We start from the raw sequence: 26,454 nt of genomic DNA on the forward strand, positions 1-26,454 counted from the left end.
GAGTGGTTAAGCTCGCTTTTCCCAGGGAGTTACGTTTGTTAACTCCCACTCATTTCACTTTCGTCTTCCAGCAGCCACAACGGGCTGGCACGCCGCAAATTACCATCCTCGGCCGCCTGAACCAGCTGGGGCATCCCCGCATCGGTCTTACCGTCGCCAAAAAACACGTCAAACGCGCGCACGAGCGTAATCGGATCAAACGCCTAACCCGCGAAAGCTTCCGCCTGCGCCAGCACGAATTACCGGCGATGGATTTTGTCGTGGTGGCCAAAAAGGGGATAGCGGATTTGGATAACCGCGCGCTGACGGAAGCTTTGGATAAATTATGGCGTCGCCACTGTCGCCAGGCTCCCGCATCCTGATCGGGCTGGTGCGGGCCTATCAGCTCGTCATCAGTCCGCTGCTAGGGCCTCGTTGTCGCTTCCAGCCGACATGCTCTCATTACGCAATTGAGGCATTAAGCAGGTTTGGCATGATAAAAGGCAGTTGGTTAGCATTGAAACGCGTATTAAAATGCCACCCTTTGAACCCAGGTGGCGATGATCCGGTGCCGCCAAAAACCGACGATAACAGAGAACACTAACGATGGATTCGCAACGCAATCTTCTCCTCATCGCTCTGCTGTTCGTGTCTTTCATGATCTGGCAGGCATGGCAAACGGACAACGCTCCGCAGCCGGCCGCACAGACCACGCAACAGACTTCGAACGCAGTAGCCGGTGATGCCGCCAGCCAGGCCGTGCCAGCCAGTGGTCAGGGTAAGCTGATTACCGTGAACACCGACGTGCTGTCACTGACCATCAACACCCGTGGTGGCGATATCGAGCAGGCTAAACTGTTGGCCTACCCGGATACTCTGGGTTCATCGACTCCGTTCCAACTGCTGGAAACCACTCCGTCGTTCGTCTATCAGGCGCAAAGCGGCCTGACCGGTAAAAACGGCCCGGACAACCCGGCCAACGGCGAACGCCCGCTGTATCAGGCGGCGCAAGACAGCTACACCCTGCCGGAAGGCCAGGACGAGCTGCGCATCCCGCTGACCTACACCGATAAAGACGGCGCAGTCTACACCAAGATTTTCGTGCTCAAACGCAACCACTATGCGGTCGGCGTGGATTACAGCATCGACAACAAAGGCGCGACGCCGCTGGAGCTGACCCTGTTCGGCCAGCTGAAGCAAACCACCGAATTGCCTAAACACCGCGATACCGGCAGCAGCAACTTCGCGCTGCACACCTTCCGCGGCGCAGCGTACTCGTCCAGCGAGGACAAGTACCAAAAATACGCGTTCGACAAAGATGAAAACCTGAGCGTCACCACCAAAGACGGTTGGGTCGCCATGCTGCAACAGTACTTCGCCACCGCGTGGGTACCGGCGACCAAAGGTGACAACACCTTCTATACCGCCAAACCGGGCGACAACCTGTCCACCATCGGCTTCAAATCTACGCCGGTCGTGGTGCAGCCGGGCGCTCAGCAGCAGCTGAACGCGACCCTGTGGGTCGGCCCGGAGCTGCAGGACCAGATGGCCCAGCTGGCGCCGCACCTGGACCTGACCGTGGATTACGGCTGGCTGTGGTTCATCTCCCAGCCGCTGTTCAAACTGCTGAAGTTCATCCACGGCTTTATCGGTAACTGGGGCTTCTCCATCATCATCATCACCTTCATCGTGCGCGGCATCATGTACCCGCTGACCAAGGCGCAGTACACCTCGATGGCGAAAATGCGCATGCTGCAGCCGAAGCTGCAGGCGATGCGCGAGCGCATCGGCGATGACAAGCAGCGCATGAGCCAAGAGATGATGGCGCTGTACAAGGCGGAGAAAGTGAACCCGCTCGGCGGCTGCCTGCCGCTGATCATTCAGATGCCGATCTTCCTGGCGCTGTACTATATGCTGATGGGTTCGGTCGAGCTGCGCCACGCGCCGTTCGCCCTGTGGATCCATGACCTGTCGGCGCAAGACCCGTACTACATCCTGCCAATCCTGATGGGCGTGACGATGTTCTTCATTCAGAAGATGTCGCCGACCACCGTGACTGACCCGATGCAGCAGAAAATCATGACCTTCATGCCGGTGATCTTCACAGTGTTCTTCCTGTGGTTCCCGTCCGGTCTGGTGCTGTACTACATCGTCAGTAACCTGGTGACCATCCTGCAGCAGCAGCTGATTTACCGTGGTCTGGAAAAACGCGGCCTGCACAGCCGCGACAAGAAAAAAAGCTAAGCGTATTGTAGGGGTTCGGCGCGCCGACCCTTGCAGTCCCCCCAAAGGCGGTCATTAGACCGCCTTTTTGCATCTTAATCGTCAGAGAGAACCGTTATGAGCACCACCGATACCATCGTAGCCCAAGCCACCCCGCCGGGACGCGGCGGCGTCGGCATTCTGCGCATTTCCGGAAGCAAGGCCAAAGACGTCGCCCAGGCGTTGCTCGGCAAGCTGCCGAAGCCGCGCTACGCTGACTATCTGCCGTTCCGCGACGCCACGGGTGCCACCCTCGATCAGGGCATCGCGCTGTGGTTCCCGGGGCCGAACTCCTTTACCGGCGAAGACGTGCTGGAACTGCAGGGCCACGGCGGGCCGGTGATCCTCGATCTGTTGCTCAAGCGCGTGCTGGCGCTGCCCGACGTGCGCATCGCCCGACCCGGCGAGTTCTCCGAACGCGCGTTTCTCAACGACAAGCTCGATTTGGCGCAGGCCGAAGCGATCGCCGATCTGATCGACGCCAGCTCCGAGCAGGCGGCGCGCTCGGCGATGAACTCGCTGCAGGGGGCATTTTCCACCCGCATCCACCAGCTCGTGGAAGCGCTCACTCACCTGCGAATCTACGTGGAAGCGGCGATCGACTTCCCGGACGAGGAAATCGACTTCCTGTCCGACGGTAAAATCGAAGCGCAGCTCAACGACGTGATGGCGGATCTGGATAACGTGCGCGGCGAAGCGCGCCAGGGCAGCCTGCTGCGCGAAGGGATGAAGGTAGTGATCGCCGGGCGCCCCAACGCCGGTAAATCCAGCCTGCTCAATGCGTTGGCCGGGCGCGAGGCGGCGATCGTCACCGATATCGCCGGCACCACCCGCGACGTCCTGCGCGAACATATCCATATCGACGGCATGCCGCTACACATCATCGACACCGCTGGCCTGCGCGACGCCAGCGACGAAGTGGAGCGCATCGGCATCGAACGTGCATGGAACGAGATCGAACAGGCCGACAGAGTGCTGTTTATGGTCGACGGCACCACCACCGCCGCCACCGAGCCGGCGGAGATCTGGCCGGAGTTTATGGCGCGCCTGCCGGGCACGCTGCCGATCACCGTGGTGCGCAACAAGGCCGACATCACCGGTGAAACGCTGGGTCTGACGGAAGTGAACAACCACTCACTTATTCGCCTGTCGGCTCGCACCGGTGAAGGCGTCGATGTGCTGCGCGATCATCTGAAACAGAGCATGGGCTTCACCAGCAACATGGAAGGCGGCTTCCTGGCGCGCCGTCGTCACCTGCAGGCGCTGGAGCTGGCGGCACAGCACCTGGTGCAAGGCAAAGAACAGTTAGTGAGCGCTTACGCGGGCGAGCTGCTGGCCGAGGAACTGCGCCAGGCGCAGCTGGCCTTGAGCGAAATCACCGGCGAATTCACCTCAGACGATCTGCTGGGCCGCATCTTCTCCAGCTTCTGCATCGGCAAATAATCGCCTGCGGGCGCCATATCCTCTTCGGCGCCCGCATTTTACGTCTCCGGCGCCAAAACTCACCTAAGCTTATCTCATCAATTTTTCCGCGTGAGAGATAAGCTTAAATGAACGAACCTTTAGACTTGATTGGCGTGGGATTGGGGCCTTTCAATCTCAGTCTGGCCGCTCTGGCCGCCGAAAGCGGCGCCGTCAACTATACCTTTCTCGATCGTAACGCGAGCTTCCGCTGGCACCCCGGCATGCTGCTGCCTTCCGCTTATATGCAGACATATGTGCTGCAGGATTTGGTTACCGCCGTCAGCCCACGCAGCCAATTTTCATTTATTAATTACTTGGTAGAACAGAAAAAAATTTATCGGTTTTTAATCACCGAGCAGCAAATTATCAGCCGAGAAGAATTTTCCGACTATCTACGCTGGGCCTGCGAAAGATTAGACGGGCTACAGTTTTCACAGTCCGTAGAGCGCATTGATTTTGACGATGAAAAGAGTTTGTTCAAGGTAACCACCCATGATCAGACGCTGTGGGCGAAAAATATCTGTCTGGGCACCGGCCATAACCCTTGGTTACCGAAAGCGTTTTACCCGGCGCTGGGCGAAAACTGCATGCACGCCGCCGAAATAGCCCTGCGCAATCCGGACTTCAGCGGCAAGCGAGTTATGGTGGTGGGCGGCGGCCAAAGCGGCGCCGATGTGTTTTTGAACGCATTGCAGGGGCACTGGGGCGAACCGGCGCAGCTGGACTGGCTCTCGCGCCGTCCCAATTTTCAGCCGCTGGATGAGTCCCCCTTCACCAACGAATACTTCACTCCCGAATACGTCGACTATTTCTATACACTGCCGTCAGAAATCCGCGAGCGTGAAATCAAAACACAGAAATTGCCGGCAGACGGCATCAGCAATCATACGCTGCGAACCCTATACCGTGAGCTATATATGCGTTTTGACGTGATGCGCCAGACGCGCAATGTGCGTTTACTGCCTCATCGCACCCTACTGGCCATCGAATCAATGGGTGAAGCTTTTCATCTGCGCACGCTTCACGGCCTGGAAAATCGCCAGGAAAGTTTCAGGGCCGATATCGTCATTCTGGCCACCGGCTATCGCGCTTCGCTGCCCGCTTACCTGAAACCCTTGCTGCCGCGCATTCCTCTCGATGCGGAACAGCATCTGCCGCTACTGCCGAATTTTAATCTGGACTGGCTCGGGCCAGAGCAAAATCGAATTTATGCGGTTAATGCCGGAATACACAGCCACGGTAGCGCAGAAGGCGGACTGAGTCTGATGGCCTGGCGTTCAGCCCGCATCCTCAATCACTTGCTGGGTAAGCCGTGCTTTGATTTGGCACCGAACGCATCAATGATCCAATGGTGGAGCGATGCCGCGCCGGGCGATATCTCTACCACCGCTGATAAATAGGATAATCCGCATAGCGTTTTTTGATGATAAATCCTCAACTTAGTCTTAATCTAACACCCCTGCGTTCTTAGCGACCCTCTGTCATGGAGCGAACAATGGCGTGTCATTTTGCCCGATGGACCCCGGCCTCCGCCGTCCTGGATACCCAGAGACTCGCCGACGAAGTGATAGCCGCCACCCGCACCTTTTCCGTTAAACGCCGCACGCGCTTCCTGCAAGGGCGCATTCTGCTCGCCGAAATGATGTTCTACCTGTACGGCCTGCCGACGCTGCCCCCCATCGCCACCACGCCGACCGGCCGCCCCTGTTTCGCCGATCATCAGCTGCCCGATTTCAGCCTCGCTTACGCCAGCAACACCGTGGGCGTGCTGCTCAGCGACGAGGGAAAAGTCGGGTTGGATATCGAAGTGATGCGGGCGCGCGGCACCCGGCAAAGCGCGCTGCAACACGCGCATCAGACGCCGGCGGAAAGTGCCTGGATCGGCGCGCAGGACGATCGGCTGGAGGCAGAGACTCAGCTGTGGAGCATCCGGCAAAGCGTGCTGAAAATTTCCGGCCTCGGCAACAGCGGCCAGGCTACGCTGCGTCTGCATCCCTTCTCCGGCCACCTGCGCTCCAGCGCCACGCCGGACGTTCAGGTGATGAGCGACGCCGACGAATACTTGAGCTGGGCCTGCGCCGGCAGCCCCGGCCTGGACCGCCTGCTGTGCTGGCGCTACGAAGAGCGCCGCGGCCTGCACAAAGACGGGGAAATCTCGCCGCGCAGCCCGGCGGCATCCTCGCGCTTCGTTAAACTGACGGGCCTGAAGACGCCCGGTTAACGCAGCGCAAAGCGGATAACGCTGTCTTTACCGCACAAGTTGCTGGATTAAATTGTAAAGACAGCTAAATGTTGAGCAATCGCCTATTCTCGACCCGAGCTTTAGCCTACTATTCGCCCATGTTGTACGCTGAATCTGCTCATTCGAAAGGGAGAATCACCATGTCAGACCAAGCCTTGAAAATCGTCACTCTGCTCGGCAGCCTGCGCAAAGGCTCCTACAACGCCATGGTGGCCCGCGCCCTACCAGGCCTGGCTCCACAGGGCGTCACCATTGAAGCGCTGCCCTCCATCCGCGATATCCCGCTGTACGACGCCGACATGCAACAGGGTGAAGGCTTCCCTGCCGCGGTCGAGGCGATCGCCGAACAGATCCGCCAGGCCGACGGCGTGATCATCGTCACCCCTGAATATAACTATTCCGTGCCCGGCGGGTTGAAGAACGCCATCGACTGGCTGTCTCGCTTGCCGAATCAGCCGCTGGCCGGCAAGCCGGTCGCCATTCAGACCAGCTCGATGGGGCCGATCGGCGGCGCGCGCTGCCAATACCATCTGCGCCAGATCCTGGTGTTCCTCGATGCGATGGTAATGAACAAGCCTGAGTTTATGGGCGGCGTGATCCAGAGCAAGGTCGACGAACAGGCCGGTGAACTGAGCGATCAGGGAACGCTGGATTTTCTGACCGGCCAGCTGTCCGCGTTCAGCGATTTTATTCGCCGCGTGGAGTGAAGGTCTCGCGGCGCCCCTTAGGCGCCGCAACAGGACATGAAGTCCATCAATTCATTGAAAATTAAAGCCATAGCATCATGTATTTTTTCATTTTAGCGTTATTTTTTGTTTCCATCACCAGTCCCGCTTTCGCGGCAGAGATGCGTTATCCCGCCGGTGAAGAGCCGCTGGAGCTGCCGGCACACAGCGCGCTCAACGCCCAGCTGTCGCGATCCGCGCAAAACCAGGAAGATAAAAAGCTGGGCGCCATGTCGCTGTACCTGACGCTGATGCGCGAAGACGGCCGCAACGTCTGGGCGCCCTACCAGCTGGCGGTGTCATCGGCGGAGAAAGGGCAAACCGAGCTGGCGGAGCGCTACCTGCAGCTGAGCGCCGACCGCGGCCTGTGGTACTACTACAACCTGCTGGAGGACGACGCCTTCAACAGCATCCAGCACTCCGCCACCTACCAATCGATTCTGGCCGCCACCAAAGCGCGCTATCTGCAGCACGCGCGCCACTATGAAGGCAAGGCCAGCTACGCGATGCCGGACGGCGAAGCGCCGCCCGAAGGCTGGCCAACGGTGATCTTCCTGCATACCTACGGCAAAGCCGCCGCCATCAGCCCCGAAGAACGGCTGCTGTTCGGCGAAATGGGCGTGGCCTACATCGAGCTCAACGGCACGCAGATGCTGTCGGAAAACAGTTTCCGCTGGTCGAATTACAGCGACGAGAGCACCCAAACCGCCATTCAGCGTACGCTGCAACAGCTGGCTCCGCAGCTAAAGCTGAATCCCCGGCGGATTTACCTCAGCGCCCGCGGCCAGGGCACGCTGCACGCCGCCAACCTGATCGCGAAGTACCCGCAGTTTTACGCCGGCGCGCTGCTGATCGCCCCCAACGGCGAGATCAAGCCGGCCCAGCAGTCGCTGGCGGCGCAAAAGAAAATCGTGATGGCGTATTACGATCGGCAGAATTTCAGCGAGCAGGCGCTGGCGTTGCACTTCGCCAATCTGTTCGGAGAGGATAATCAGGTAGAAACGCTGCACTTCGCCCAGGGAGAGGATGCCGCCGGCAGTTGGCAGGCGCGCTTCAAGCGGCCGTTGCAGTGGGTGCTGGGTAAGGCGCCGGATGCGACGCCGGGCGCCTAGGGGTTCAGGGCCGACAGGCGTCGGCCCTTTGGCGGTCAATGGCCGTCGACGAAGACGATCTTCAGCACGAACAGCAGCGCCACCACCACCACGCACGGGCTGATTTCACGCCAGCGGCCGGTGCCGAGCTTCATCACGCAGTAGGAGATAAAGCCGAGCGCGATGCCTTCGGTGATCGAGAAGCTGAACGGCATCATCACCGCGGTGACAAACGCCGGTACCGCTTCGGTTAGATCGTCCCACTTCACCCGCGCCAGGCTGGAGGTCATCAGCACGCCGACGTAGATCAGCGCGCCGGCGGCGGCGTAAGCCGGCACCATGCCCGCCAGCGGCGACAGGAAGATCACCAGCAGGAACAGCAGGCCGGTGACCACCGCCGTCAAACCGGTGCGGCCGCCGACGGCGACGCCGGACGAACTTTCGATGTAAGCGGTCACGGAAGAGGTGCCCGCCAGCGAACCGGCCACCGAGCTGATGCTGTCGACGTACAGCGCCTGCTTCATGCGCGGGAACTTGCCCTGGTTGTCGGTCAGGCCGGCTTTATCGGTGACGCCGATCAAGGTGCCCGAAGAGTCAAACAGGTTCACCAGCATAAACGAGAAGATGATCCCGGCCAGCCCGATGTTCAGCGCGCCGGCCACGTCGACCTGGCCCACCACCGAGGTGATGCTCGGCGGCAGGGAGAACAGGCCGCCGTATTTCACGTCGCCCAGCATCCAGCCGATCAGGGTGGTGACCACGATCGACACCAGCACCGCCGCGTGGAAGTTACGTGAAGAGAGCACGGCGATGATGAAGAAGCCGAGCGCGCCCAGCAGCACGTTGTGCGAAGTCAGGCTGCCGATGGTCACCAGCGTGTCCGGGTTGGCCACCACGATGCCAGCGTTTTTCAGCCCCATCATGCCGATGAACAGGCCGATGCCGCTGGTGATGCCGACCCGCAGGCTGACCGGAATGTTGGCGATCATCCAGTAGCGGATGCGGAAAATGGTCAGCAGCAGCAGGCCGACCGCTCCCCAGAAGATGGCGCCCATGCCCACCTGCCAGGAGATGCCCATCGCCCCGACCACCACGAAGGCGAAGAAGGCGTTCAGGCCCATCGCCGGCGCCAGCGCCACCGGCAGGTTCGCCAGCAGGCCCATAAAGATGCTGCCGAAAGCGGCGATCAAACAGGTGGTGACAAATACCGCCTGGGTATCCATGCCCGCCGCGCCCAAAATTTGCGGGTTAACGAACACGATATACACCATGGTAAGGAAGGTGGTGATACCGGCAATCGTTTCCGTACGCGCCGTCGTGCCATGTTGCTTGAGTTTAAACACGCGCCCAAGCAAGCCTTGCTCAGCGTCAAGGCCAGATACTGGTTTGGTCATTATCAGAATTCCGAAAATGGGAATGGACAGTCGCCGGCTATCCTATAACAAAAAGTGGGGCTTTTGACGCCGGTCACAGGTTTTTTTCGCCATCTTTACGGCTAAACGCGTCAACGGCTTGTATTTACAGGCTTTCATCCCGCGTTGCCGTCCGCTGCGTTGCCGTTTGCCGACACGGCCGATAAAATGACCTATCGCATCTCTTACCCTACCCGCGAAAAAACAGGAATCCGCATGTCTTCAACCTTTATCGATAAGCTCGCGTTGATCGCGCTGAAAGATGACAAAGTGGCGCTGGTGCGTTCACACAATAAAACGCTGTTTTATATGCCGGGCGGAAAGCGCGAAGCGGGCGAAACCGACGAACAGGCGCTGTGCCGCGAAATCGACGAAGAGCTGACCGTCGCGCTGCAGCCGAGCTCCATCGCGTTTTACGGCGAGTTCGCCGGCCCGGCGGACGGCAAGCAGGACGGCACCCAGGTGCGCATTCGCTGCTATCAGGCCGACGTTACCGGGCAGCTGCAGCCGGCCGCCGAAATCGCCGAGCTGAGGTGGTGCGACAGCCGCGATTTACCGCACTGCTCGCACGTCGCCGCGCTGATTTTGCACGATCTCAAGGCGCGTAACCTGATCAAGTGATCGCTGAGCGGCCTCCGCGCCGTTAACCCGAAGGAACCTGTCCCGCATGAATCAGATTGACTGCATTTTGTTCGACTGCGACGGCACGCTGGTGGACAGCGAAGTGCTGTGCAGCAAAGCCTATGTGCACATGTTCGCCCGCTACGGCATTCATCTGTCGCTGGAAGAGGTGTTCAAGAAATACAAAGGGGTGAAGCTGTACGAGATCATCGATCGGGTCAACGCCGAGCAGGGCACTGACCTGGCAAAAGAGGCGCTGGAGCCGCTGTATCGGCAGGAAGTGGCGCGGCTGTTCGACAGCGAGCTACAGCAGATTGCCGGCGCCCGCGAGCTGCTGGCGCAGGTGACGGTGCCTGTCTGCACCGTCTCCAACGGACCGGTCAGCAAGATGCAGCACTCGCTCGGCCTGACCGGCATGCTGCCTTATTTTGATGACCGGTTGTTCAGCGGCTATGACATTCAGCGCTGGAAGCCGGATCCGGCGATCGTGTTCCACGCCGCCGAACAGATGCAGGTGCCGGTAACGCGCTGCATCCTGGTGGACGACTCGCCCGCCGGCGCCCAGGCCGGCATCAATGCCGGCATCCCGGTCTTTTACTTCTGCGCCGATCCGCATAACCCGCCGATCGACCACCCGCTGGTGACGACGTTTAACGACCTGGCCCAGCTGCCCACGCTGTGGCGCGAACGCGGCTGGCGGCTGACGGCCGATTAACTGGCCGGCAACGGCGGCTTGTTGCGCCACCAGCGCCACGACCGTTTCAACGCGCGAGTTTGCGCGCCGAAGCGGCGGTTGACCGCGTTGGCCAGCAGATCGAGCGCCAGGCAGAACACGAAATAGACCAGCGCCACGAACAGGAACACTTCCATCGGATAGACCATGCTGCGGTTGTTGACCTGGGTCGCCAGGAAGGTCAGTTCGCCAACGCCGACGATATAAGCCAGCGAGGTGTCTTTGATCAGGGATATCCACTGGTTGATGAACGACGGCACCATCATGCGCAGCGCCTGCGGCAGCACGATCATGCGCAGCGTCTGCCAGCGGGTCAGCCCCAGGGAAAGCCCGGCCTGCCACTGGCCGGGGCCGATCGCGGCGATGCCGGCCTTCACCGCATGGGCCAGATAGGCCGAAGCGATCAGCGCCAGCGCGCACACCACGGTGGTGATTTCCGGGATCTCGACGCCAAACACCATCGGCAGCAGGAAATAGGTCCAGAAGATCAGCATGATGACCGGTATGGCGCGGAAAAAGCCCAGCACCGCCGCCAGCAGTCCGGCAGCGACGCCGCGCGACATCGCCAGCGCCACGCCGAGCAAGGTGCCGAGCACCGCCGAGGCGACGCCGGCCATCAGGCTGATCGCCAACGTCAGCGCCGCACCGCCTAATGGACCATCCGGCCAGGTGCCCCACAGCAGGTAGCCCAGGTTGTCGTGAATCACGCTGAAATCCATCTCAATGCCCTCCCAGCGGTTTACGCTGTTGGCGCCACATGCCCCAGCCTTCCAGCAGCGCGATGATGGCGATATACAGCACCGTCGCCACGCCGAACGCCTGGAAGGTGCGCAGGGTTTCGGTTTCGACCTGACGCGAGGCGTAAGAGAGTTCGGCCACGCCGATCGCCATGGTCAGCGACGAGTTTTTGATCACGTTCATGTATTGCCCCAGCAGCGGCGGCAGCGCGATTTTCAACGCCTGCGGCAGCACCACGTAGCGCATCGCCTGCCAGCCGGTCAGCCCCAGCGCCTGCGCGGCATATTTCTGCCCGCCGGCGACGCCGCGAATGCCGGAACGGATCTCTTCGGCGATAAAGGCGGTGGAGTAGAGCGTCAGGCCGAAGAAACCGGCGAGAAACTCGAACGACGGCCATTCCAGCGGACCGACCTGATGTGAGCTGTTCAGCCACTGCATGGCGGCGGACGGCAGGATCTGCCCGGCGGCGAAGTACCAGAAGAACAGCTGCACCAGCAGCGGCGTATTGCGAAACAGCGAGCTGTAGCCCATCGCCAGCCAACGCAACGGCCGCAGGCTGCTGTCGCGCATCGCCGCCAGCACGAAGCCCAGCAGCGTGGCCGCCAGGCCCGCGCAGGCGGAAAGCCACAGCGTCAGCAGAAAACCGTGCCACAGCCAGCTCAGGTATTGCGGCGCCAGCAGCCAGTCCAGGTTCATGTTCAATCCTTGTCTTGCAGAATGCATCAGGGGCGCAGCAAGCTGCGCCCCTCCGTGCCGATCTCACCGCGAGCGGTTAAATCAGGCTTTCGGTTGCTGATCCAAAGGCGCGATTTTGAAATCGCCGCGCGGTTGGGCGGATTGGGTTTCCGGCCCGAACCAGCGATCGTAAATCTTAACCGCTTCGCCGTCTTTTTCCAGCTTGATCAGCGTCTCGTTCACCGCGGCGGTCAGGCGATCTTCGCCCTTGGGAATGCCGACGCCCTGGTATTCTTTGGTCAGGCTGAACGGCGAAATTTCAAATTCCGCCTTCTGCGCCGCCGGCAGGTTGCCAAGCAGGCCGACCAGCTTGGCGTCGTCCTGGGTGATCGCCTGCACGTTGCCGTTGCGCAGCGCCACGAACGCCAGCGGGGTGTCATCGTAGGAGATCACTTTCGCCGTCGGGAAACGCTCGCGCAGGGTGATTTCCTGCACCGTGCCCTTATCCGCGCCAATGCGCAGCTTTTTGATGTCTTCCGGGGTTTTCAGCACGCCTTTGCGGGCGATGAATTTCTGGCCGGTGGCGAAGTACGGCACGCTGAAGTTCACTTCCTTGGCGCGCTCGTCGGTAATGGTGAAGTTGGCGGCAATCAGGTCAACCTTCTTCGACACCAGCAGCGGAATGCGGTTGGCCGGGTTGGTGGCGCGCAGCTCCACTTTTACCCCCAGCGCTTTGCCGATCGCATCGGCGACGTCCACATCGTAGCCCACCAGCTTCTTGCTCTGCGGATCGATGTAGCCGAACGGCGGGTTGCTGTCGAACACCGCGATACGCACCACGCCGGCTTGCTTGATATCGTCAAGTTTGTCCGCGTGCGCGGCGCCGGCGGCGAGGCCGGTCAGACTGGCTAACAACGTTAAGGCCAAAGCGCGATGTTTCATAGAGAGCTCCTAAGTGGTTGATGTCCTGCTGGCGGATAAGCTAGCAAGCGCCACATAGGTCAGGAAATAATATAAAAAGCTATATTTATAACCTTTTTATCTTTAAGAACTTAAGATGGAATAAAGGCGCGGGAAACCGCGCCTTTGAAGGATATTACCCGGAAAGGGTCAGTCGGCTTTGTCGTCTTTACCGCCCGGAGAGAGCAGCTTTTCCAGGGCGTCGCCGCCCAAATGACGGAAATCCTGTCCTTTGACGAAATAGAAGATAAATTCGCAGATGTTCTGGCAGCGGTCGCCGATACGCTCGATAGAACGGGCGCAGAACAGCGCGGTCAGCACGCTCGGAATGGTGCGTGAGTCTTCCATCATATAGGTCATCAGCTGACGCACGATGCCTTCGTATTCCTGGTCGACCTTTTTATCTTCGCGGTAAATACGGATCGCCTCGTCCAGATCCATGCGCGCGAAGGCGTCCAGCACGTCGTGCAGCATTTGCACGGTGTGGCGCCCCAGCGATTCCAGGCTGACCAGCAGCGGCTGGTGCTGGTGCGAGAACTTCTCCAGTGCGGTGCGGCAGATTTTGTCCGCCACGTCGCCGATGCGCTCCAGCTCGGAAATGGTTTTGATGATCGCCATCACCAGGCGCAGATCGCTGGCGGTCGGCTGGCGCTTGGCGATGATGCGCACGCAGGCTTCGTCAATCGCCACTTCCATCATGTTGACCTTGGCGTCGCCTTCGATAACTCGCTTGGCCAGCTCGCCATCCTGATTGTGCATCGCGGTGATGGCATCGGTCAGCTGCTGCTCCACCAGCCCGCCCATGGTCAGCACCTGGGTGCGGATATGCTCAAGCTCTGCGTTGAACTGGCCGGAAATGTGTTTGTTTAAATTCAGGTTATCCATGATGCTTCCTATCAACCATAACGGCCAGTGATGTAGTCTTCAGTCTGCTTTTTCTGCGGCGCAGTGAACAGGTTATCAGTATCACTGAACTCGATCAGCTCGCCCAGGTACATAAATGCGGTGGAGTCGGAGCAGCGCGCCGCCTGCTGCATATTGTGGGTTACGATCACCACGGTGTAATCGGCCTTCAGCTCGCTGATCAGCTCTTCAATCTTGCCGGTGGAGATCGGATCCAGCGCCGAGCAAGGCTCATCCAGCAACAGCACTTCCGGACGAATGGCGATGCCGCGGGCGATGCACAGGCGTTGCTGCTGGCCGCCGGAAAGGCTGTAGCCGCTCTGGTGCAGCTTGTCCTTGGTTTCGTTCCACAGCGCCGCCTTGGTCAGCGCCCACTGCACGCGCTCGTCCATATCGGCGCGCGACAGCTTTTCAAACAGGCGAACGCCGAAGGCGATGTTGTCGTAAATCGACATCGGGAACGGCGTCGGCTTCTGGAACACCATGCCGACCTTGGCGCGCAGCAGCGCGATATCCGAGTTGTCGGTCAGGATGTTCTGGCCGTCCAGCAGGATGCCGCCTTCCGCGCGCTGTTCCGGGTACAGCTGGTACATCTTGTTGAAGGTGCGCAGCAAGGTGGATTTGCCGCAGCCGGACGGGCCGATAAACGCGGTGACCTTGTTCTTGGCGATATCCAGCGTGATGTTCTTCAGCGCATGGAATTTGCCGTAGTAGAAGTTCAGATCGCGTACCTGAATTTTGCTGCTGGAAGCGTCAGTAACCATACTCATCAAGAGTTCTCTCTTTTCATCAGCGCCGCCAGAGCGGCGCTCAAAATTTTATGAATGCTTTTTCTTGGCGAAAATCACGCGCGCCAGGATATTCAGTAACAGTACGCACAGGGTGATCAACAGCACCCCGGCCCAGGCCAGCTGTTGCCATTCGGCGAACGGGCTCATGGCGAATTTGAAGATGGTCACCGGCAGGTTGGCGATCGGCTGCATCAGGTCGGTGCTCCAGAACTGGTTCGACAGCGAGGTGAACAGCAGCGGCGCCGTTTCCCCCGCGATGCGCGCAATCGCCAGCAGCACGCCGGTGATGATGCCGGACACCGACGCCTTCAGCGTGATGGCGGAAATCATGCGCCATTTCGGCGTGCCCAGCGCATAAGCGGCCTCGCGCAGCGTATCCGGCACCAGCTTCAGCATGTTCTCGGTGGTGCGAATGACGATCGGCACCTGCAGCAGCGCCAGCGCGACGATGCCGGCCCAGCCGGAAAAGTGTTCCATCTTCGCCACCACGATGGTGTAAACGAACAGGCCCACCACGATCGACGGTGCGGACAGCAGGATGTCGTTGATAAAGCGGATCACTTCCGCCAGCCAGGATTTACGGCCGTATTCCGCCAGGTAGATGCCGGCCATGATGCCCAGCGGCGTGCCGAAGATGGTCGCCCACAGGATCAACAGGCCGCTGCCGGCGATGGCGTTGGCCAGACCGCCGCCTGCGGTGTTCGGCGGCGGGGTCATTTCAGTGAACAACGCCAGCGACATGCCGTCGAAGCCTTTGGTCACGGTGGCGATCAGGATCCAGATCAGCCAGAACAGCCCGAACACCATGGTCGCCATCGACAGGAACAGCGCGAGACGGTTTTTCTGCCGGCGCCAGGCCTGCATTTTGCGGCGGCTTTCCGCCAGAACGACTGCGTTTTGCATATCCATCGTCGCCATGTTAACGCCCCTCATTCTTGGCCAGACGCATGATCATCAGTTTCGACAGCGCCAGCACGATAAAGGTGATAACAAACAGAATCAGGCCCAGCTCCATCAACGCGGCGGTGTGCACGCCGGACTCGGCTTCGGCGAATTCGTTGGCCAGCGCCGAGGTGATGCTGTTGCCCGGCATGTACAGCGAAGCGCTGTCGAGCTGGTAGGTGTTGCCGATGATAAAGGTCACCGCCATGGTTTCCCCCAGCGCACGGCCCAGGCCCAACATCACGCCGCCGATGACGCCGTTTTTGGTGAACGGCAGCACGATGCGCCAGATGACTTCCCAGGTGGTGCAGCCGATGCCGTAGGCCGACTCTTTCATCATCACCGGGGTCTGTTCGAACACGTCGCGCATGACTGCCGCGATGTAAGGAATGATCATGATCGCCAGGATCACCCCGGCGGCCAGAATGCCGATGCCGAAGGCCGGGCCGGAGAACAGCTCGCCGACGATCGGAATGCCCGACAGCACTTCGCCGACCGGCGTCTGGAAGTATTCGGCGAACAGCGGCGCGAACACGAACAGGCCCCACATGCCGTAAACGATGCTGGGGATGGCCGCCAACAGCTCAATGGCGATACCCAGCGGCCGCTTCAGCCAGTTCGGCGCCAGCTCGGTCAGGAACAGCGCGATGCCGAAGCTCACCGGCACGGCGATGATCAGCGCGATAAGCGAGGTGACCACGGTGCCGTAGATCGGCACCAGCGCGCCGAACTGCTCCGCCGGCGCGTCCCACTCTTTGGTCCACAGGAAGGCGAAGCCGAATTTCTGCATGCTTGGCCAGGAGGCGAAGATCAGCGAAACAATGATGCCGCCCAGCAACAATAGGGTAATCAGCGCAGCCAGTCTCACCAGCGCGCTGAAAATGATGTCACCGTTTTTGCCCGGTGCTTTGATGGTCGGCTTGTACTCAGCCATAGATTACTCTCTGTTTGAACCCTGGCAGCCCCAACCGGGATCGGAGCCTGAAGAACTGTGTGGGGCGCGGCGAACCCGCGCCCCTGCGTTGTTAGTACAGCGCTTTGCCTGAACTGTCTTTTACGTTGGTTTTCCAGGCCGCGCGCACCTGCTCAACCACTTCTGCCGGCAGGGTGGCGTAATCCAGCTCGTTAGCCTGCTTGGCACCGGTTTTGTAAGCCCAGTCGAAGAACTTCAGCACTTCGGCGCCCTGAGCAGGGTTTTTCTGCTCTTTGTGCACCAGGATGAAGGTGGTGGATGTAATTGGCCACACGTTGTCGCCTTTCTGGTCAGTCAGATCCTGAGCGAAGGTCTTGCTCCAATCCACGCCCTTGGCCGCGTTGCTGAAGCTCTCTTCGGTCGGGCTGACCGGTTTACCGTCGGCGGATACCAGCTTGGTGTAAGCCAGGTTGTTCTGCTTGGCGTAAGCGTATTCTACGTAGCCGATAGAGCCAGGCAGACGCTGAACGAAGGCGGCGATGCCGTCGTTGCCTTTACCGCCCAGACCGGTCGGCCAGTTAACGGTAGAACCGGCGCCGATCTTCTCTTTCCACTGCGCATTGGCCTTGGACAGGTAGCTGGTGAACACGAACGAGGTGCCGGAACCGTCGGCGCGGCGCACCACGGCGATGTTCTGGTCAGGCAGTTTCACGCCTGGGTTCAGCTTGGTGATTGCCGGGTCGTTCCACTTTTTGACGTTGCCCAGGTAGATATCGCCCAGGGTTTTGCCGTCCAGCGTCAGTTCGCCGGATTTGATGCCCGGGATATTCACGGCCAGCACCACGCCGCCGATTACGGTCGGGAACTGGAACAGGCCGTCGGCCGCCAGTTTGTCGTCAGACAGCGGGGCGTCGGAGGCGCCAAAGTCAACGGTGTTGGCCACGATTTGCTTCACGCCGCCAGAGGAGCCGATGCCCTGATAGTTAACTTTGTTGCCGGTTTCTTTCTGATAAGAATCTGCCCACTTGGCGTAAACCGGAGCGGGGAATGTCGCACCTGCACCGGTCAGGCTGGCAGCAGCGAACGCGGACACGGTGGTCAGGGAGAAGGTCGCTGCCACAATACTGGCGACGGTGGTACGCATCAGTTTCATAATCCCTCCTAATGGGATATTTAAAATCGACTTCGAGTCGTTTTAATCAGAGTAAGTATTGCTGCAGGAGGGAAAATAGGACAGTTTGGTGACAGAAAAATGTACGCAATATGACAGTTATATTACAGCACGCCAGAGAGGCGTTTGTTTCTTTAAAAATCAATTAATTAGTCAAAAAACAGCGCACTTGACGTGCAATAAAAAAACGGTTTGGCGCGGCCTATCCGCTTGAATATGACAATGTTTATCGCCGAATCGGTCGCGCTGTCACCTTTAAGGTCGCTCATGAAAAAAGCCGGCGCAAAGGCCGGCTTTTGCAGTTTACCTGCGGCAGATTACTCTACGGTGACAGACTTCGCCAGGTTGCGCGGCTGGTCAACGTCGGTGCCTTTGATCAGCGCCACGTGGTAAGACAGCAGCTGCAACGGCACGGTGTAGAAGATCGGCGCCACGATTTCCTCGACGTGCGGCAGAGGAATGATGGTCATGCCTTCGCTGCTGACGAAGCCGGCGTCCTGATCGGCGAACACGTACAGCTGGCCGCCGCGCGCGCGCACTTCTTCAATGTTGGACTTCAGCTTTTCCAGCAGTTCATTGTTCGGCGCCACCACGATCACCGGCATATCGGCGTCGATCAGCGCCAGCGGGCCGTGTTTCAGCTCACCCGCCGCATAGGCTTCGGCGTGAATATAGGAGATCTCTTTCAGCTTCAGCGCCCCTTCCATGGCGATTGGATACTGATCGCCGCGGCCGAGGAACAGCGCATGGTGCTTGTCGGAGAACCCTTCCGCCAGCGCTTCGATCTCTTTATCCATCGACAGCATCTGCTCAATACGCGCCGGCAGCGCCTGCAGGCCATGCACGATCTCTTGCTCCACGCTTTCCGCCATGCCTTTCAGGCGGCCCAGACGCGCCACCAGCATCAACAGCACGGTGAGCTGCGTGGTGAAGGCCTTGGTCGAGGCCACGCCGATTTCCGTGCCCGCTTTGGTCATCAACGCCAGATCCGATTCGCGCACCAGCGAAGAGCCGGCCACGTTACAAACGGCCAGCGAACCGAGATAACCCAGCTCTTTGGACAAGCGCAGCGCCGCTAACGTATCGGCAGTTTCGCCGGACTGCGACAGGGTGATGATCAGGCTGCCCGGACGCACCGCCGATTTGCGGTAACGGAATTCGGACGCGATCTCGACGTCGCACGGCACGCCGGCCAACGCTTCAAACCAGTAGCGCGCCACCATACCGGAGTGGTAAGAAGTCCCGCAGGCGATGATCTGCACGTGCTGCACCTTGGCCAGCAGCTCGTCGGCGCGCGGGCCCAGCTCGCTCAGGTTGATTTGGCCATGGCTGAAACGCCCTTCCAGGGTGTTTTTCAGCGCCAGTGGCTGTTCGTAGATCTCTTTTTGCATGTAGTGACGGTAAGCGCCCTTGTCGCCGGCGTCATACTGCACCTGGGATTCGATTTCAGGGCGCTCGATGGCGTTGCCCTGCTTGTCGAAGATGTTGACGGTGCGGCGAGTCACTTCCACCACGTCGCCTTCTTCCAGGAAGATGAAGCGGCGGGTGACCGGCAGCAGCGCCAGCTGATCGGAAGCAATAAAGTTTTCCCCGACGCCGCGGCCGATAACCAGCGGGCTGCCGGAGCGCGCCGCGACCAGTACGCTCGGATCGCGGCTGTCCATCACCACGGTGCCGTAAGCGCCGCGCAGCTGTGGGATCACGCGCTGAACCACTTCCAGCAACGTGCCGCCCTGTTGTTGTTCCCAGTGCACCAGGTGCGCGATCACTTCGGTGTCGGTTTCGGAGCTGAAGCGGTAACCGCGTTCGATCAGCAGTTCGCGCAGCGGTTCGTGGTTTTCGATGATGCCGTTATGCACCACGGTAATGTAGTCGGAAACATGCGGGTGCGCGTTCGCTTCGGTCGGTTCACCGTGCGTTGCCCAGCGGGTGTGAGCGATGCCGGTACCGCCGTGCAGATCGGTCTGCTCCGCCGCTTCGGCCAGTTTTTGCACCTTGCCTACGCGACGCAGGCGACTGACGTTGCCTTTTTCGTCGACCACCGCCAGACCGGCGGAGTCGTAACCGCGGTACTCGAGACGGCGTAAACCTTCCAACAGGATTTCTGCGATATCACGTTGCGCTACTGCGCCTACAATTCCACACATCAGTTGTATTCCTAATGAACGCCCTTCATGGGCGCTTTCGATGTCTTGACCTGATTTTTGCCGGTTTTACCGTGCGTCCCCGAGCCTGTAGATGGTGGGGGTTATTATGTTTTGTATTGGGCTCTGAACGGAGCCCAACGCAAAACACACTATGATTTCTTCTTCACCGGGCGTTGCCAGCCCTGAATGTGCACCTGCTTGACGCGGCTCAGCACCAGTTCGTTCTCGGCTATATCGCGCGTCACCGTGGTGCCGGCGGCGATGGTGGAGCCTTTGCCGACCGACACCGGCGCCACCAGCTGTGTATCGGAACCGACGAATACGCCGTCGCCGATCACCGTCTTGTGCTTGTTGGCGCCATCGTAGTTGCAGGTGATGGTGCCGGCGCCGATATTCACGTCATCGCCAATTTCGGCATCGCCCAGATAGCTGAGGTGGCCGGCCTTGGAGCCTTTACCCAGACGCGCCTTTTTCATTTCCACGAAGTTGCCGACGTGGGCCCCTGCCGCCAGCTCCGCGCCTGGGCGCAGGCGGGCGAACGGCCCCACGGTGCAGTCGGCTTCCAGCACGCTGTCTTCCAGCACGCTGTAAGGGCTGATCTCGCAGTCATCGCCAATCACGCAGTTTTTCAGCACGCAGCCGGCGCCGATTTTCACCCGGTCGCCCAGCTTGACGTGACCTTCGATCATCACATTCGCATCAATAGTGATGTCGCGGCCGTGAACAAGTTCCCCGCGCAGGTCAAAACGCGCCGGATCCAGCAGCATCACGCCGGCCAACAGCAGCTTTTCAGACTGTTCCGACTGGAAGACGCGCTCCAGGGTCGCCAGCTGCAGGCGGTTGTTCACGCCTTCCACTTCACTCAGGCGCGACGGGTGCACGGTTTCGATTTTCTTGCCGTCGGCATGGGCCAACGCAATGATATCGGTGATGTAAAACTCGCCCTGTGCGTTGTCGTTATTCAACATCCCCAGCCAGCGCTTCAGATCGCGCCCGTTCGCCACCAGGATGCCGGTATTGATCTCGTTGATCTGGCGCTGCGCCTCGCTGGCATCCTTGTGTTCGACGATACCCACCACGTTGCCCTGCTCGCGCACGATGCGGCCGTAGCCGCTCGGATCGTCCAGCTTGACCGTCAGCAGACCGATACCGCCCTGCGGTTTGGCCGCCAGCAGGCGTTGCAGCGTATCCACGGAGATCAACGGCACGTCGCCGTACAGCATCAGTACGTCTTCATCGTCGGCAAAGTGCGGCGCGGCCTGCTGCATTGCATGGCCGGTACCCAATTGCTCGGCCTGCAGCACCCAGTTCAGCGCGCCGTCAGTCAACGTGCTTTTCAGCAGATCGCCGCCGTGGCCGTATACCAGGTGAACATGTTGCGCGCCCAGTTTCATCGCGGCATCAATGACGTGTTGCACCATCGGCTTACCGGCCAACGGATGTAAAACCTTGGGAAGATCGGAATACATGCGTGTTCCCTTGCCCGCGGCGAGGATAACCACGCTCATTGCGCTGTTCGACATAAGCAACCTGATAACTCCATTTTGATAGACGAAAGTAAAACCGTTTAGCGACAATATTACTACATATTTCTCATCACGAACCCGGCGCAGGCCGCGTGGGCCTTGGCCTGCCGCTATCGTGGCCAATTCGGCGCCGGGACGAAAAAACTGTCGGCGATCGGCGACGTTTATTTCCCGATATCAGGGGTTATACACCACACCGCCCGCCGGGCTGAAATGCTTATTTTAAAGTAAAAAAAAAGCGACCCTATAGGCCGCTTTCTTAAAGTTGGGTGCCAGGCACCCAAACATTACATCGCTTTTCTGGTGAGCTCGATAACGCGCAGTTTTGCGATCGCTTTCGCCAGTTCAGCGGATGCCTGAGCATAGTCGACATCGCCATGAGAGCTGCGAATGTGTTCTTCAGCTTTACGCTTAGCTTCCAACGCTCTCGCTTCGTCGAGGTCAGTACCACGGATAGCAGTGTCCGCCAGCACGGTAACCACGCTCGGCTGCACCTCGAGGATGCCGCCGGACAGGTAGATGAACTCTTCTTCACCGTGCTGCTTAACAATACGCACCATGCCAGGCTTGATGGCAGTCAGCAGCGGCGCATGGCCAGGGAAGATCCCCAGTTCACCTTCGCTGCCTGTCACCTGGATCTTCTGCACCAGGCCGGAAAACATCTGTTTTTCCGCGCTGACTACATCCAGATGGTAAGTCATAGCCATATCACCCTCCTCTCAAGGCGTTACAGTTTCTTGGCTTTTTCCACTGCTTCTTCAATGGTGCCAACCATGTAGAACGCCTGCTCCGGCAGGTGGTCATAGTCGCCGTCCATAATGCCTTTGAAACCACGGATGGTGTCTTTCAGCGATACGAACTTGCCCGGAGAACCGGTGAAGACTTCTGCCACGAAGAACGGCTGAGACAGGAAGCGTTGGATCTTACGCGCACGGGATACGACCAGTTTGTCTTCTTCAGACAGCTCGTCCATACCCAGGATCGCGATGATATCTTTCAGTTCCTGGTAGCGTTGCAGAATGGACTGCACGCCACGCGCTACGTCGTAGTGCTCCTGGCCAACAACCAGCGGATCCAGCTGACGGCTGGTGGAATCCAGCGGGTCAACGGCCGGGTAGATACCCAGAGAAGCGATGTTACGGCTCAGTACCACGGTTGCGTCCAAGTGCGCAAAGGTGGTGGCTGGTGACGGGTCAGTCAAGTCATCCGCAGGAACGTAAACGGCCTGTACGGAAGTGATGGAACCGGTCTTGGTCGAGGTGATACGTTCTTGCAGAACGCCCATCTCTTCCGCCAGCGTTGGCTGATAACCTACCGCGGATGGCATACGGCCCAGAAGTGCGGACACTTCGGTACCGGCCAGGGTGTAACGGTAGATGTTGTCAACGAACAGCAGAACGTCACGGCCTTCGTCACGGAATTTCTCCGCCATGGTCAGACCGGTCAGCGCAACGCGCAGACGGTTACCCGGTGGCTCGTTCATCTGGCCGTAAACCAGGGATACTTTGTCCAGAACGTTGGAGTCGGTCATTTCGTGGTAGAAGTCGTTACCCTCACGAGTACGCTCACCCACGCCCGCAAACACGGAATAACCGGAGTGCTCGATCGCGATGTTACGGATCAGCTCCATCATGTTTACGGTTTTACCTACGCCCGCACCGCCGAACAGACCGACTTTACCGCCCTTGGCGAACGGACAAATCAGGTCCATTACCTTGATACCGGTTTCCAGCAGTTCCTGGGAGCTGGACAGCTCTTCGTAGCTTGGCGCCGCGCGGTGAATCGCCCAACGCTCTTCTTCGCCGATGTCGCCTTTCATGTCGATCGGTTGACCCAATACGTTCATGATACGGCCCAGGGTAGCTTTACCCACCGGCACTTCAATCGGGTGGTCCAGGTTGTTCACTTTCAGACCGCGACGCAGACCGTCGGAGGTCCCCATTGCGATACAGCGAACCACGCCACCGCCCAGCTGTTGCTGAACTTCCAACACCAGCTTTTCGGTGCCGTTTTCTACCTCAAGGGCGTCGTACACTTTTGGTACGGCATCCTGAGGGAACTCGACGTCCACCACGGCGCCGATTACCTGGATAATCTTTCCAGTAGCCATCTTGAATCCTCTACGTAATTCGTAAACCTAGCTTAAACCGCGGAGGCTCCCGAAACGATCTCGGTGAGTTCCTGAGTGATGCTGGCCTGACGCGCCTTGTTGTATACCAACTGCAGCTCTTTGATCAGGCTACCGCCGTTATCGGTTGCGGCTTTCATCGCGACCATTCGTGCGGCCTGCTCGCTGGCCAGGTTTTCCACGACGCCCTGATAAACCTGCGACTCCACATAGCGGCGCAGCAAGGTATCAAGCAGCACTTTTGGATCGGGTTCATACAGGTAATCCCAAGGCGTTTTCTTCAGCTCTTCGTCATCGGCTGGCGGTAACGGCAGCAGCTGAAGCACCTGCGGCTCTTGGGACATCGTATTAACAAATTTGTTGCTGACAATGTACAGCTTGTCCAAACGACCTTCGTCGTAGGCCTGCAGCATCACTTTCACCGGCCCGATCAGATCCGACAGGGAAGGTTTGTCCCCCATGCCGGTCACCTGGGCAACCACGTTGCCGCCCACGGAACCAAAGAAAGAGGCCGCTTTAGAGCCAATCAGCGCCAAATCTGTTTCGACGCCTTTTTCGGACCAGGCTTTCATCTCCGCCAGCAGCTTTTTGAACAGGTTGATGTTCAAGCCGCCGCAGAGACCACGGTCAGTAGACACCACCAGATACCCGACGCGCTTAACGTCACGCTCATCCAGGTACGGGTGCTTGTACTCCAGATTCCCTAACGCAAGGTGACCAATCACTTTGCGCATGGTCTCTGCATAAGGACGGCTGGCCGCCATGCGATCCTGCGATTTACGCATTTTGGAGGCGGCGACCATTTCCATCGCTTTAGTGATCTTTTGCGTGTTTTGCACGCTAGCGATCTTACTACGTATCTCTTTTGCGCCGGCCATCTCTGCTTCTCCTCAGTGCCAGACGGCCTGCTGTCTTTCAACAGCAGGACCGTTCGGCGTTACCAGGACTGGGTTTTCTTGAAGGTCTCGAGGATGTCTTTCAACTTGCCCTCGATCTCATCATTGAAGTTGCCAGTTTGGTTGATGTGGTTCAGCAGCTCGGCGTGCTCGCGGTCCGCATAGGCGACCAGCGCGGCTTCGAAGCTCACCACTTTGGCGACTTCGACGTCGTTCAGGTAACCGCGTTCTGCGGCAAACAGCACCAGAGACTGTTGTGCGACCGACATCGGCGCATACTGTTTCTGTTTCAGCAGCTCGGTCACTTTCTGACCGTGGCTCAGCTGTTTGCGGGTCGCGTCGTCCAGATCGGAGGCGAACTGGGAGAACGCAGCCAGTTCACGATACTGCGCCAGCGCGGTACGAATACCACCGGACAGTTTCTTCATGATCTTGGTCTGCGCGGCGCCACCAACACGGGATACGGAGATACCCGGGTTAACTGCCGGACGAATACCGGAGTTGAACAGGTTGGATTCCAGGAAGATCTGACCATCGGTAATCGAGATTACGTTGGTCGGAACGAACGCGGAAACGTCACCCGCCTGGGTTTCAATGATCGGCAGAGCGGTCAGTGAACCGGTTTGGCCTTTAACTTCACCTTTGGTGAAGGCTTCAACGTATTCGGCGTTAACGCGCGCTGCACGCTCCAGCAAGCGGGAGTGCAGGTAGAATACGTCGCCTGGGTAAGCTTCACGACCTGGCGGACGACGAAGCAGCAGGGAAATCTGGCGGTAAGCAACGGCCTGTTTGGACAGGTCATCGTACACGATCAGCGCATCTTCACCGCGGTCACGGAAGTATTCGCCCATTGCGCAACCGGCGTATGGCGCCAGGTATTGCAGTGCAGCGGATTCGGAAGCGGTCGCCACAACCACGATAGTGTTGGCCAGTGCGCCGTGCTCTTCCAGTTTGCGCACCACGTTAGCGATGGTGGACGCTTTCTGGCCGATAGCCACGTAAACGCATTTGATGCCGGAGTCGCGTTGGTTGATGATCGCATCGATCGCCAGCGCGGTTTTACCGGTCTGACGGTCACCGATCACCAGCTCACGCTGGCCACGGCCGATTGGAATCATGGCGTCAACGGATTTGTAGCCAGTCTGAACCGGCTGATCAACGGATTGACGCTCGATAACGCCTGGCGCGATAGCTTCTACCGGAGAGAAACCGTCGTTCTCAATCGGGCCTTTGCCGTCGATTGGCGCGCCCAGGGTGTTAACTACGCGGCCCAGCAGACCACGACCGACTGGAACTTCCAGGATACGGCCGGTGCATTTAACCTTCATGCCTTCGGCCAGATCCGCGTACGGACCCATGACCACGGCACCGACGGAGTCGCGCTCCAGGTTCAATGCGATTGCGTAACGGTTGCCAGGCAGCGCGATCATTTCGCCCTGCATAACGTCGGCCAGGCCGTGTACGCGGATGATCCCGTCGCTGACGGAAACGATAGTACCTTCATTGTGAGCTTCGCTCACTACATTGAACTGAGCAATGCGCTGCTTGATCAGTTCGCTGATTTCGGTGGAATTCAGTTGCATGCTCCAGTCCCCTTAAGACTGCAAGACGTCTGTCAGGCGTTCAAGACGACCGCGAACGCTGCCATCAATCACCATATCGCCGGCGCGAACAACGATGCCGGCCAGTACAGACTTGTCAATTTTGCAATTCAGCTTAACTTTGCGTGACAGACGTTTTTCCATCGCAGCGGCGATTTTCGCCTGCTGTTCGTCGCTCAGCGCGCTCGCAGAGAGCACTTCGACTTCGACGGTGGATTCCAGCGAGGCGCGCAGTTCGATGAACTGCTGCAGCACGGCAGGAAGAACCAGTAAACGTCCATTTTCGGCCATTACGCGGATAAAGTTCTGGCCATGTTCGTCGAGCCGATCGCCACAAACCGCGATGAACGTCTTGGACAGCGTTTCTGGCGCGACCGCGCCAGACAGCAGTTCAGAAATCTGTTCATTGCGAGTGACTTCAGCCGCAAACGCCAGCATTTCCTGCCAGCGCTCTACGCTTTGGTGCTCAACGGCAAAGTCAAAAGCTGCTTTGGCGTAGGGGCGAGCTACAGTGACAAATTCAGACATCAGCCC

At 59.0% G+C, this 26,454-nt stretch carries 26 protein-coding genes; 10 read left to right on the forward strand and 16 right to left on the reverse strand.

Annotated elements, in window-relative coordinates; translation table 11 throughout:
• Positions 1 to 2: 2 nt before the first annotated feature.
• The 8 genes from rnpA to ACJ8IN_RS16360 all read left to right on the forward strand — a co-directional run bounded on the left by rnpA (position 3) and on the right by ACJ8IN_RS16360 (position 7,784).
• Positions 3 to 362: a ribonuclease P protein component gene (gene rnpA / locus ACJ8IN_RS16325; protein ID WP_004933883.1), complete on the forward strand. Its 360-nt coding sequence runs from the start codon at positions 3 to 5 to the stop codon at positions 360 to 362.
• Positions 326 to 583: a membrane protein insertion efficiency factor YidD gene (gene yidD / locus ACJ8IN_RS16330; RefSeq protein WP_004933881.1), complete on the forward strand. Its 258-nt coding sequence runs from the start codon at positions 326 to 328 to the stop codon at positions 581 to 583. The genes rnpA and yidD overlap by 37 nt, the downstream gene beginning before the upstream one ends.
• Before the next feature lie 2 nt (positions 584 to 585).
• Positions 586 to 2,223 (forward strand): membrane protein insertase YidC, encoded by a 1,638-nt coding sequence (gene yidC / locus ACJ8IN_RS16335; protein ID WP_161764718.1) that lies wholly within the window; start codon positions 586 to 588, stop codon positions 2,221 to 2,223.
• Positions 2,224 to 2,319: 96 nt separating this feature from the next.
• On the forward strand, positions 2,320 to 3,684 hold the full coding sequence (gene mnmE, locus ACJ8IN_RS16340; RefSeq protein WP_004933873.1) for a tRNA uridine-5-carboxymethylaminomethyl(34) synthesis GTPase MnmE: 1,365 nt from the start codon (positions 2,320 to 2,322) through the stop codon (positions 3,682 to 3,684).
• Between the two features lie 107 nt (positions 3,685 to 3,791).
• Complete coding sequence (locus tag ACJ8IN_RS16345) at positions 3,792 to 5,105, forward strand: lysine N(6)-hydroxylase/L-ornithine N(5)-oxygenase family protein (RefSeq protein WP_049197095.1); 1,314 nt, start codon at positions 3,792 to 3,794, stop codon at positions 5,103 to 5,105.
• A 95-nt stretch (positions 5,106 to 5,200) separates the two neighbouring features.
• Entirely contained in the window at positions 5,201 to 5,926 is a 726-nt protein-coding gene (locus tag ACJ8IN_RS16350) for a 4'-phosphopantetheinyl transferase family protein (protein WP_060446065.1), read from the forward strand.
• A 161-nt stretch (positions 5,927 to 6,087) separates the two neighbouring features.
• Entirely contained in the window at positions 6,088 to 6,654 is a 567-nt protein-coding gene (locus ACJ8IN_RS16355) for an NADPH-dependent FMN reductase (RefSeq protein ID WP_025304752.1), read from the forward strand.
• Positions 6,655 to 6,731: 77 nt separating this feature from the next.
• Entirely contained in the window at positions 6,732 to 7,784 is a 1,053-nt protein-coding gene (locus ACJ8IN_RS16360; RefSeq protein WP_442519508.1) for a hypothetical protein, read from the forward strand.
• A 35-nt stretch (positions 7,785 to 7,819) separates the two neighbouring features.
• On the opposite strand, the gene ACJ8IN_RS16365 is transcribed toward ACJ8IN_RS16360, so the two are convergent.
• Positions 7,820 to 9,157, reverse strand: a complete 1,338-nt coding sequence (locus ACJ8IN_RS16365; protein WP_033636524.1) for an NCS2 family permease — start codon at positions 9,155 to 9,157, stop codon at positions 7,820 to 7,822.
• A 234-nt stretch (positions 9,158 to 9,391) separates the two neighbouring features.
• Between ACJ8IN_RS16365 and ACJ8IN_RS16370 the strand changes: the two genes are divergently transcribed.
• Together ACJ8IN_RS16370 and yieH are read left to right on the forward strand one after the other, a co-directional pair.
• Positions 9,392 to 9,796, forward strand: a complete 405-nt coding sequence (locus ACJ8IN_RS16370) for an NUDIX hydrolase (protein WP_033653947.1) — start codon at positions 9,392 to 9,394, stop codon at positions 9,794 to 9,796.
• Positions 9,797 to 9,842: 46 nt separating this feature from the next.
• Positions 9,843 to 10,511, forward strand: a complete 669-nt coding sequence (gene yieH / locus ACJ8IN_RS16375; protein WP_060439332.1) for a 6-phosphogluconate phosphatase — start codon at positions 9,843 to 9,845, stop codon at positions 10,509 to 10,511.
• On the opposite strand, the gene ACJ8IN_RS16380 is transcribed toward yieH, so the two are convergent.
• From ACJ8IN_RS16380 to atpH, 15 genes are all read right to left on the reverse strand, one after another.
• Positions 10,508 to 11,248, reverse strand: coding sequence for an amino acid ABC transporter permease (locus ACJ8IN_RS16380; protein WP_004933841.1), 741 nt, complete (start codon positions 11,246 to 11,248; stop codon positions 10,508 to 10,510). The two genes, yieH and ACJ8IN_RS16380, sit on opposite strands and share 4 nt — an antisense overlap.
• 1 nt (position 11,249) lies before the next feature.
• Entirely contained in the window at positions 11,250 to 11,963 is a 714-nt protein-coding gene (locus tag ACJ8IN_RS16385; protein WP_025304748.1) for an amino acid ABC transporter permease, read from the reverse strand.
• A gap of 81 nt (positions 11,964 to 12,044) precedes the next feature.
• A complete protein-coding gene (locus ACJ8IN_RS16390) occupies positions 12,045 to 12,884 on the reverse strand; it encodes an ABC transporter substrate-binding protein (protein WP_019455482.1) in 840 nt (279 codons plus the stop codon).
• 168 nt (positions 12,885 to 13,052) lie between these two features.
• Positions 13,053 to 13,787 carry a phosphate signaling complex protein PhoU gene (gene phoU / locus ACJ8IN_RS16395; protein ID WP_033636521.1) on the reverse strand — a complete coding sequence of 245 codons (735 nt, stop codon included), beginning with the start codon at positions 13,785 to 13,787 and terminating at the stop codon, positions 13,053 to 13,055.
• Between the two features lie 11 nt (positions 13,788 to 13,798).
• The gene (gene pstB, locus ACJ8IN_RS16400) at positions 13,799 to 14,569 is read right to left on the reverse strand and encodes a phosphate ABC transporter ATP-binding protein PstB (protein WP_016929614.1); all 771 of its coding nucleotides are present in this window, start codon (positions 14,567 to 14,569) and stop codon (positions 13,799 to 13,801) included.
• Between the two features lie 54 nt (positions 14,570 to 14,623).
• A complete protein-coding gene (gene pstA, locus ACJ8IN_RS16405; RefSeq protein WP_033636520.1) occupies positions 14,624 to 15,514 on the reverse strand; it encodes a phosphate ABC transporter permease PstA in 891 nt (296 codons plus the stop codon).
• Between the two features lies 1 nt (position 15,515).
• Positions 15,516 to 16,472: a phosphate ABC transporter permease PstC gene (gene pstC / locus ACJ8IN_RS16410; RefSeq protein ID WP_004933822.1), complete on the reverse strand. Its 957-nt coding sequence runs from the start codon at positions 16,470 to 16,472 to the stop codon at positions 15,516 to 15,518.
• 91 nt (positions 16,473 to 16,563) lie between these two features.
• Positions 16,564 to 17,604, reverse strand: coding sequence for a phosphate ABC transporter substrate-binding protein PstS (pstS, locus tag ACJ8IN_RS16415; protein ID WP_033636519.1), 1,041 nt, complete (start codon positions 17,602 to 17,604; stop codon positions 16,564 to 16,566).
• A gap of 335 nt (positions 17,605 to 17,939) precedes the next feature.
• A complete protein-coding gene (gene glmS / locus ACJ8IN_RS16420) occupies positions 17,940 to 19,769 on the reverse strand; it encodes a glutamine--fructose-6-phosphate transaminase (isomerizing) (protein ID WP_033649563.1) in 1,830 nt (609 codons plus the stop codon).
• Positions 19,770 to 19,918: 149 nt separating this feature from the next.
• Complete coding sequence (gene glmU, locus ACJ8IN_RS16425) at positions 19,919 to 21,292, reverse strand: bifunctional UDP-N-acetylglucosamine diphosphorylase/glucosamine-1-phosphate N-acetyltransferase GlmU (protein ID WP_060424116.1); 1,374 nt, start codon at positions 21,290 to 21,292, stop codon at positions 19,919 to 19,921.
• Positions 21,293 to 21,582: 290 nt separating this feature from the next.
• Entirely contained in the window at positions 21,583 to 22,002 is a 420-nt protein-coding gene (locus tag ACJ8IN_RS16430) for a F0F1 ATP synthase subunit epsilon (protein WP_004933814.1), read from the reverse strand.
• A 20-nt stretch (positions 22,003 to 22,022) separates the two neighbouring features.
• A complete protein-coding gene (gene atpD / locus ACJ8IN_RS16435) occupies positions 22,023 to 23,405 on the reverse strand; it encodes a F0F1 ATP synthase subunit beta (protein ID WP_004933813.1) in 1,383 nt (460 codons plus the stop codon).
• A gap of 32 nt (positions 23,406 to 23,437) precedes the next feature.
• On the reverse strand, positions 23,438 to 24,301 hold the full coding sequence (gene atpG, locus ACJ8IN_RS16440; protein ID WP_004933811.1) for a F0F1 ATP synthase subunit gamma: 864 nt from the start codon (positions 24,299 to 24,301) through the stop codon (positions 23,438 to 23,440).
• 59 nt (positions 24,302 to 24,360) lie between these two features.
• The gene (atpA, locus tag ACJ8IN_RS16445) at positions 24,361 to 25,902 is read right to left on the reverse strand and encodes a F0F1 ATP synthase subunit alpha (protein ID WP_033636516.1); all 1,542 of its coding nucleotides are present in this window, start codon (positions 25,900 to 25,902) and stop codon (positions 24,361 to 24,363) included.
• Between the two features lie 12 nt (positions 25,903 to 25,914).
• A complete protein-coding gene (gene atpH / locus ACJ8IN_RS16450) occupies positions 25,915 to 26,448 on the reverse strand; it encodes a F0F1 ATP synthase subunit delta (RefSeq protein WP_033649565.1) in 534 nt (177 codons plus the stop codon).
• Positions 26,449 to 26,454 lie beyond the last annotated feature (6 nt).

It is taken from the genome of Serratia sp. CY31944, assembly GCF_052169175.1.
Taxonomy (GTDB): domain Bacteria; phylum Pseudomonadota; class Gammaproteobacteria; order Enterobacterales; family Enterobacteriaceae; genus Serratia; species Serratia sarumanii.

What these genes read in the sequence shown, in the direction of transcription:
- yidD (WP_004933881.1), top strand. Translation starts at nt 326, where the DNA reads ATGGCGTCGCCACTGTCGCCAGGCTCCCGCATCCTGATCGGGCTGGTG.
- yidC (WP_161764718.1), top strand. Translation starts at nt 586, where the DNA reads ATGGATTCGCAACGCAATCTTCTCCTCATCGCTCTGCTGTTCGTGTCT.
- mnmE (WP_004933873.1), top strand. Translation starts at nt 2,320, where the DNA reads ATGAGCACCACCGATACCATCGTAGCCCAAGCCACCCCGCCGGGACGC.
- ACJ8IN_RS16345 (WP_049197095.1), top strand. Translation starts at nt 3,792, where the DNA reads ATGAACGAACCTTTAGACTTGATTGGCGTGGGATTGGGGCCTTTCAAT.
- ACJ8IN_RS16350 (WP_060446065.1), top strand. Translation starts at nt 5,201, where the DNA reads ATGGCGTGTCATTTTGCCCGATGGACCCCGGCCTCCGCCGTCCTGGAT.
- ACJ8IN_RS16355 (WP_025304752.1), top strand. Translation starts at nt 6,088, where the DNA reads ATGTCAGACCAAGCCTTGAAAATCGTCACTCTGCTCGGCAGCCTGCGC.
- ACJ8IN_RS16360 (WP_442519508.1), top strand. Translation starts at nt 6,732, where the DNA reads ATGTATTTTTTCATTTTAGCGTTATTTTTTGTTTCCATCACCAGTCCC.
- ACJ8IN_RS16365 (WP_033636524.1), bottom strand. Translation starts at nt 9,157, where the DNA reads ATGACCAAACCAGTATCTGGCCTTGACGCTGAGCAAGGCTTGCTTGGG.
- ACJ8IN_RS16370 (WP_033653947.1), top strand. Translation starts at nt 9,392, where the DNA reads ATGTCTTCAACCTTTATCGATAAGCTCGCGTTGATCGCGCTGAAAGAT.
- yieH (WP_060439332.1), top strand. Translation starts at nt 9,843, where the DNA reads ATGAATCAGATTGACTGCATTTTGTTCGACTGCGACGGCACGCTGGTG.
- ACJ8IN_RS16380 (WP_004933841.1), bottom strand. Translation starts at nt 11,248, where the DNA reads ATGGATTTCAGCGTGATTCACGACAACCTGGGCTACCTGCTGTGGGGC.
- ACJ8IN_RS16385 (WP_025304748.1), bottom strand. Translation starts at nt 11,963, where the DNA reads ATGAACCTGGACTGGCTGCTGGCGCCGCAATACCTGAGCTGGCTGTGG.
- ACJ8IN_RS16390 (WP_019455482.1), bottom strand. Translation starts at nt 12,884, where the DNA reads ATGAAACATCGCGCTTTGGCCTTAACGTTGTTAGCCAGTCTGACCGGC.
- phoU (WP_033636521.1), bottom strand. Translation starts at nt 13,787, where the DNA reads ATGGATAACCTGAATTTAAACAAACACATTTCCGGCCAGTTCAACGCA.
- pstB (WP_016929614.1), bottom strand. Translation starts at nt 14,569, where the DNA reads ATGGTTACTGACGCTTCCAGCAGCAAAATTCAGGTACGCGATCTGAAC.
- pstA (WP_033636520.1), bottom strand. Translation starts at nt 15,514, where the DNA reads ATGGCGACGATGGATATGCAAAACGCAGTCGTTCTGGCGGAAAGCCGC.
- pstC (WP_004933822.1), bottom strand. Translation starts at nt 16,472, where the DNA reads ATGGCTGAGTACAAGCCGACCATCAAAGCACCGGGCAAAAACGGTGAC.
- pstS (WP_033636519.1), bottom strand. Translation starts at nt 17,604, where the DNA reads ATGAAACTGATGCGTACCACCGTCGCCAGTATTGTGGCAGCGACCTTC.
- glmS (WP_033649563.1), bottom strand. Translation starts at nt 19,769, where the DNA reads ATGTGTGGAATTGTAGGCGCAGTAGCGCAACGTGATATCGCAGAAATC.
- glmU (WP_060424116.1), bottom strand. Translation starts at nt 21,292, where the DNA reads ATGTCGAACAGCGCAATGAGCGTGGTTATCCTCGCCGCGGGCAAGGGA.
- ACJ8IN_RS16430 (WP_004933814.1), bottom strand. Translation starts at nt 22,002, where the DNA reads ATGGCTATGACTTACCATCTGGATGTAGTCAGCGCGGAAAAACAGATG.
- atpD (WP_004933813.1), bottom strand. Translation starts at nt 23,405, where the DNA reads ATGGCTACTGGAAAGATTATCCAGGTAATCGGCGCCGTGGTGGACGTC.
- atpG (WP_004933811.1), bottom strand. Translation starts at nt 24,301, where the DNA reads ATGGCCGGCGCAAAAGAGATACGTAGTAAGATCGCTAGCGTGCAAAAC.
- atpA (WP_033636516.1), bottom strand. Translation starts at nt 25,902, where the DNA reads ATGCAACTGAATTCCACCGAAATCAGCGAACTGATCAAGCAGCGCATT.
- atpH (WP_033649565.1), bottom strand. Translation starts at nt 26,448, where the DNA reads ATGTCTGAATTTGTCACTGTAGCTCGCCCCTACGCCAAAGCAGCTTTT.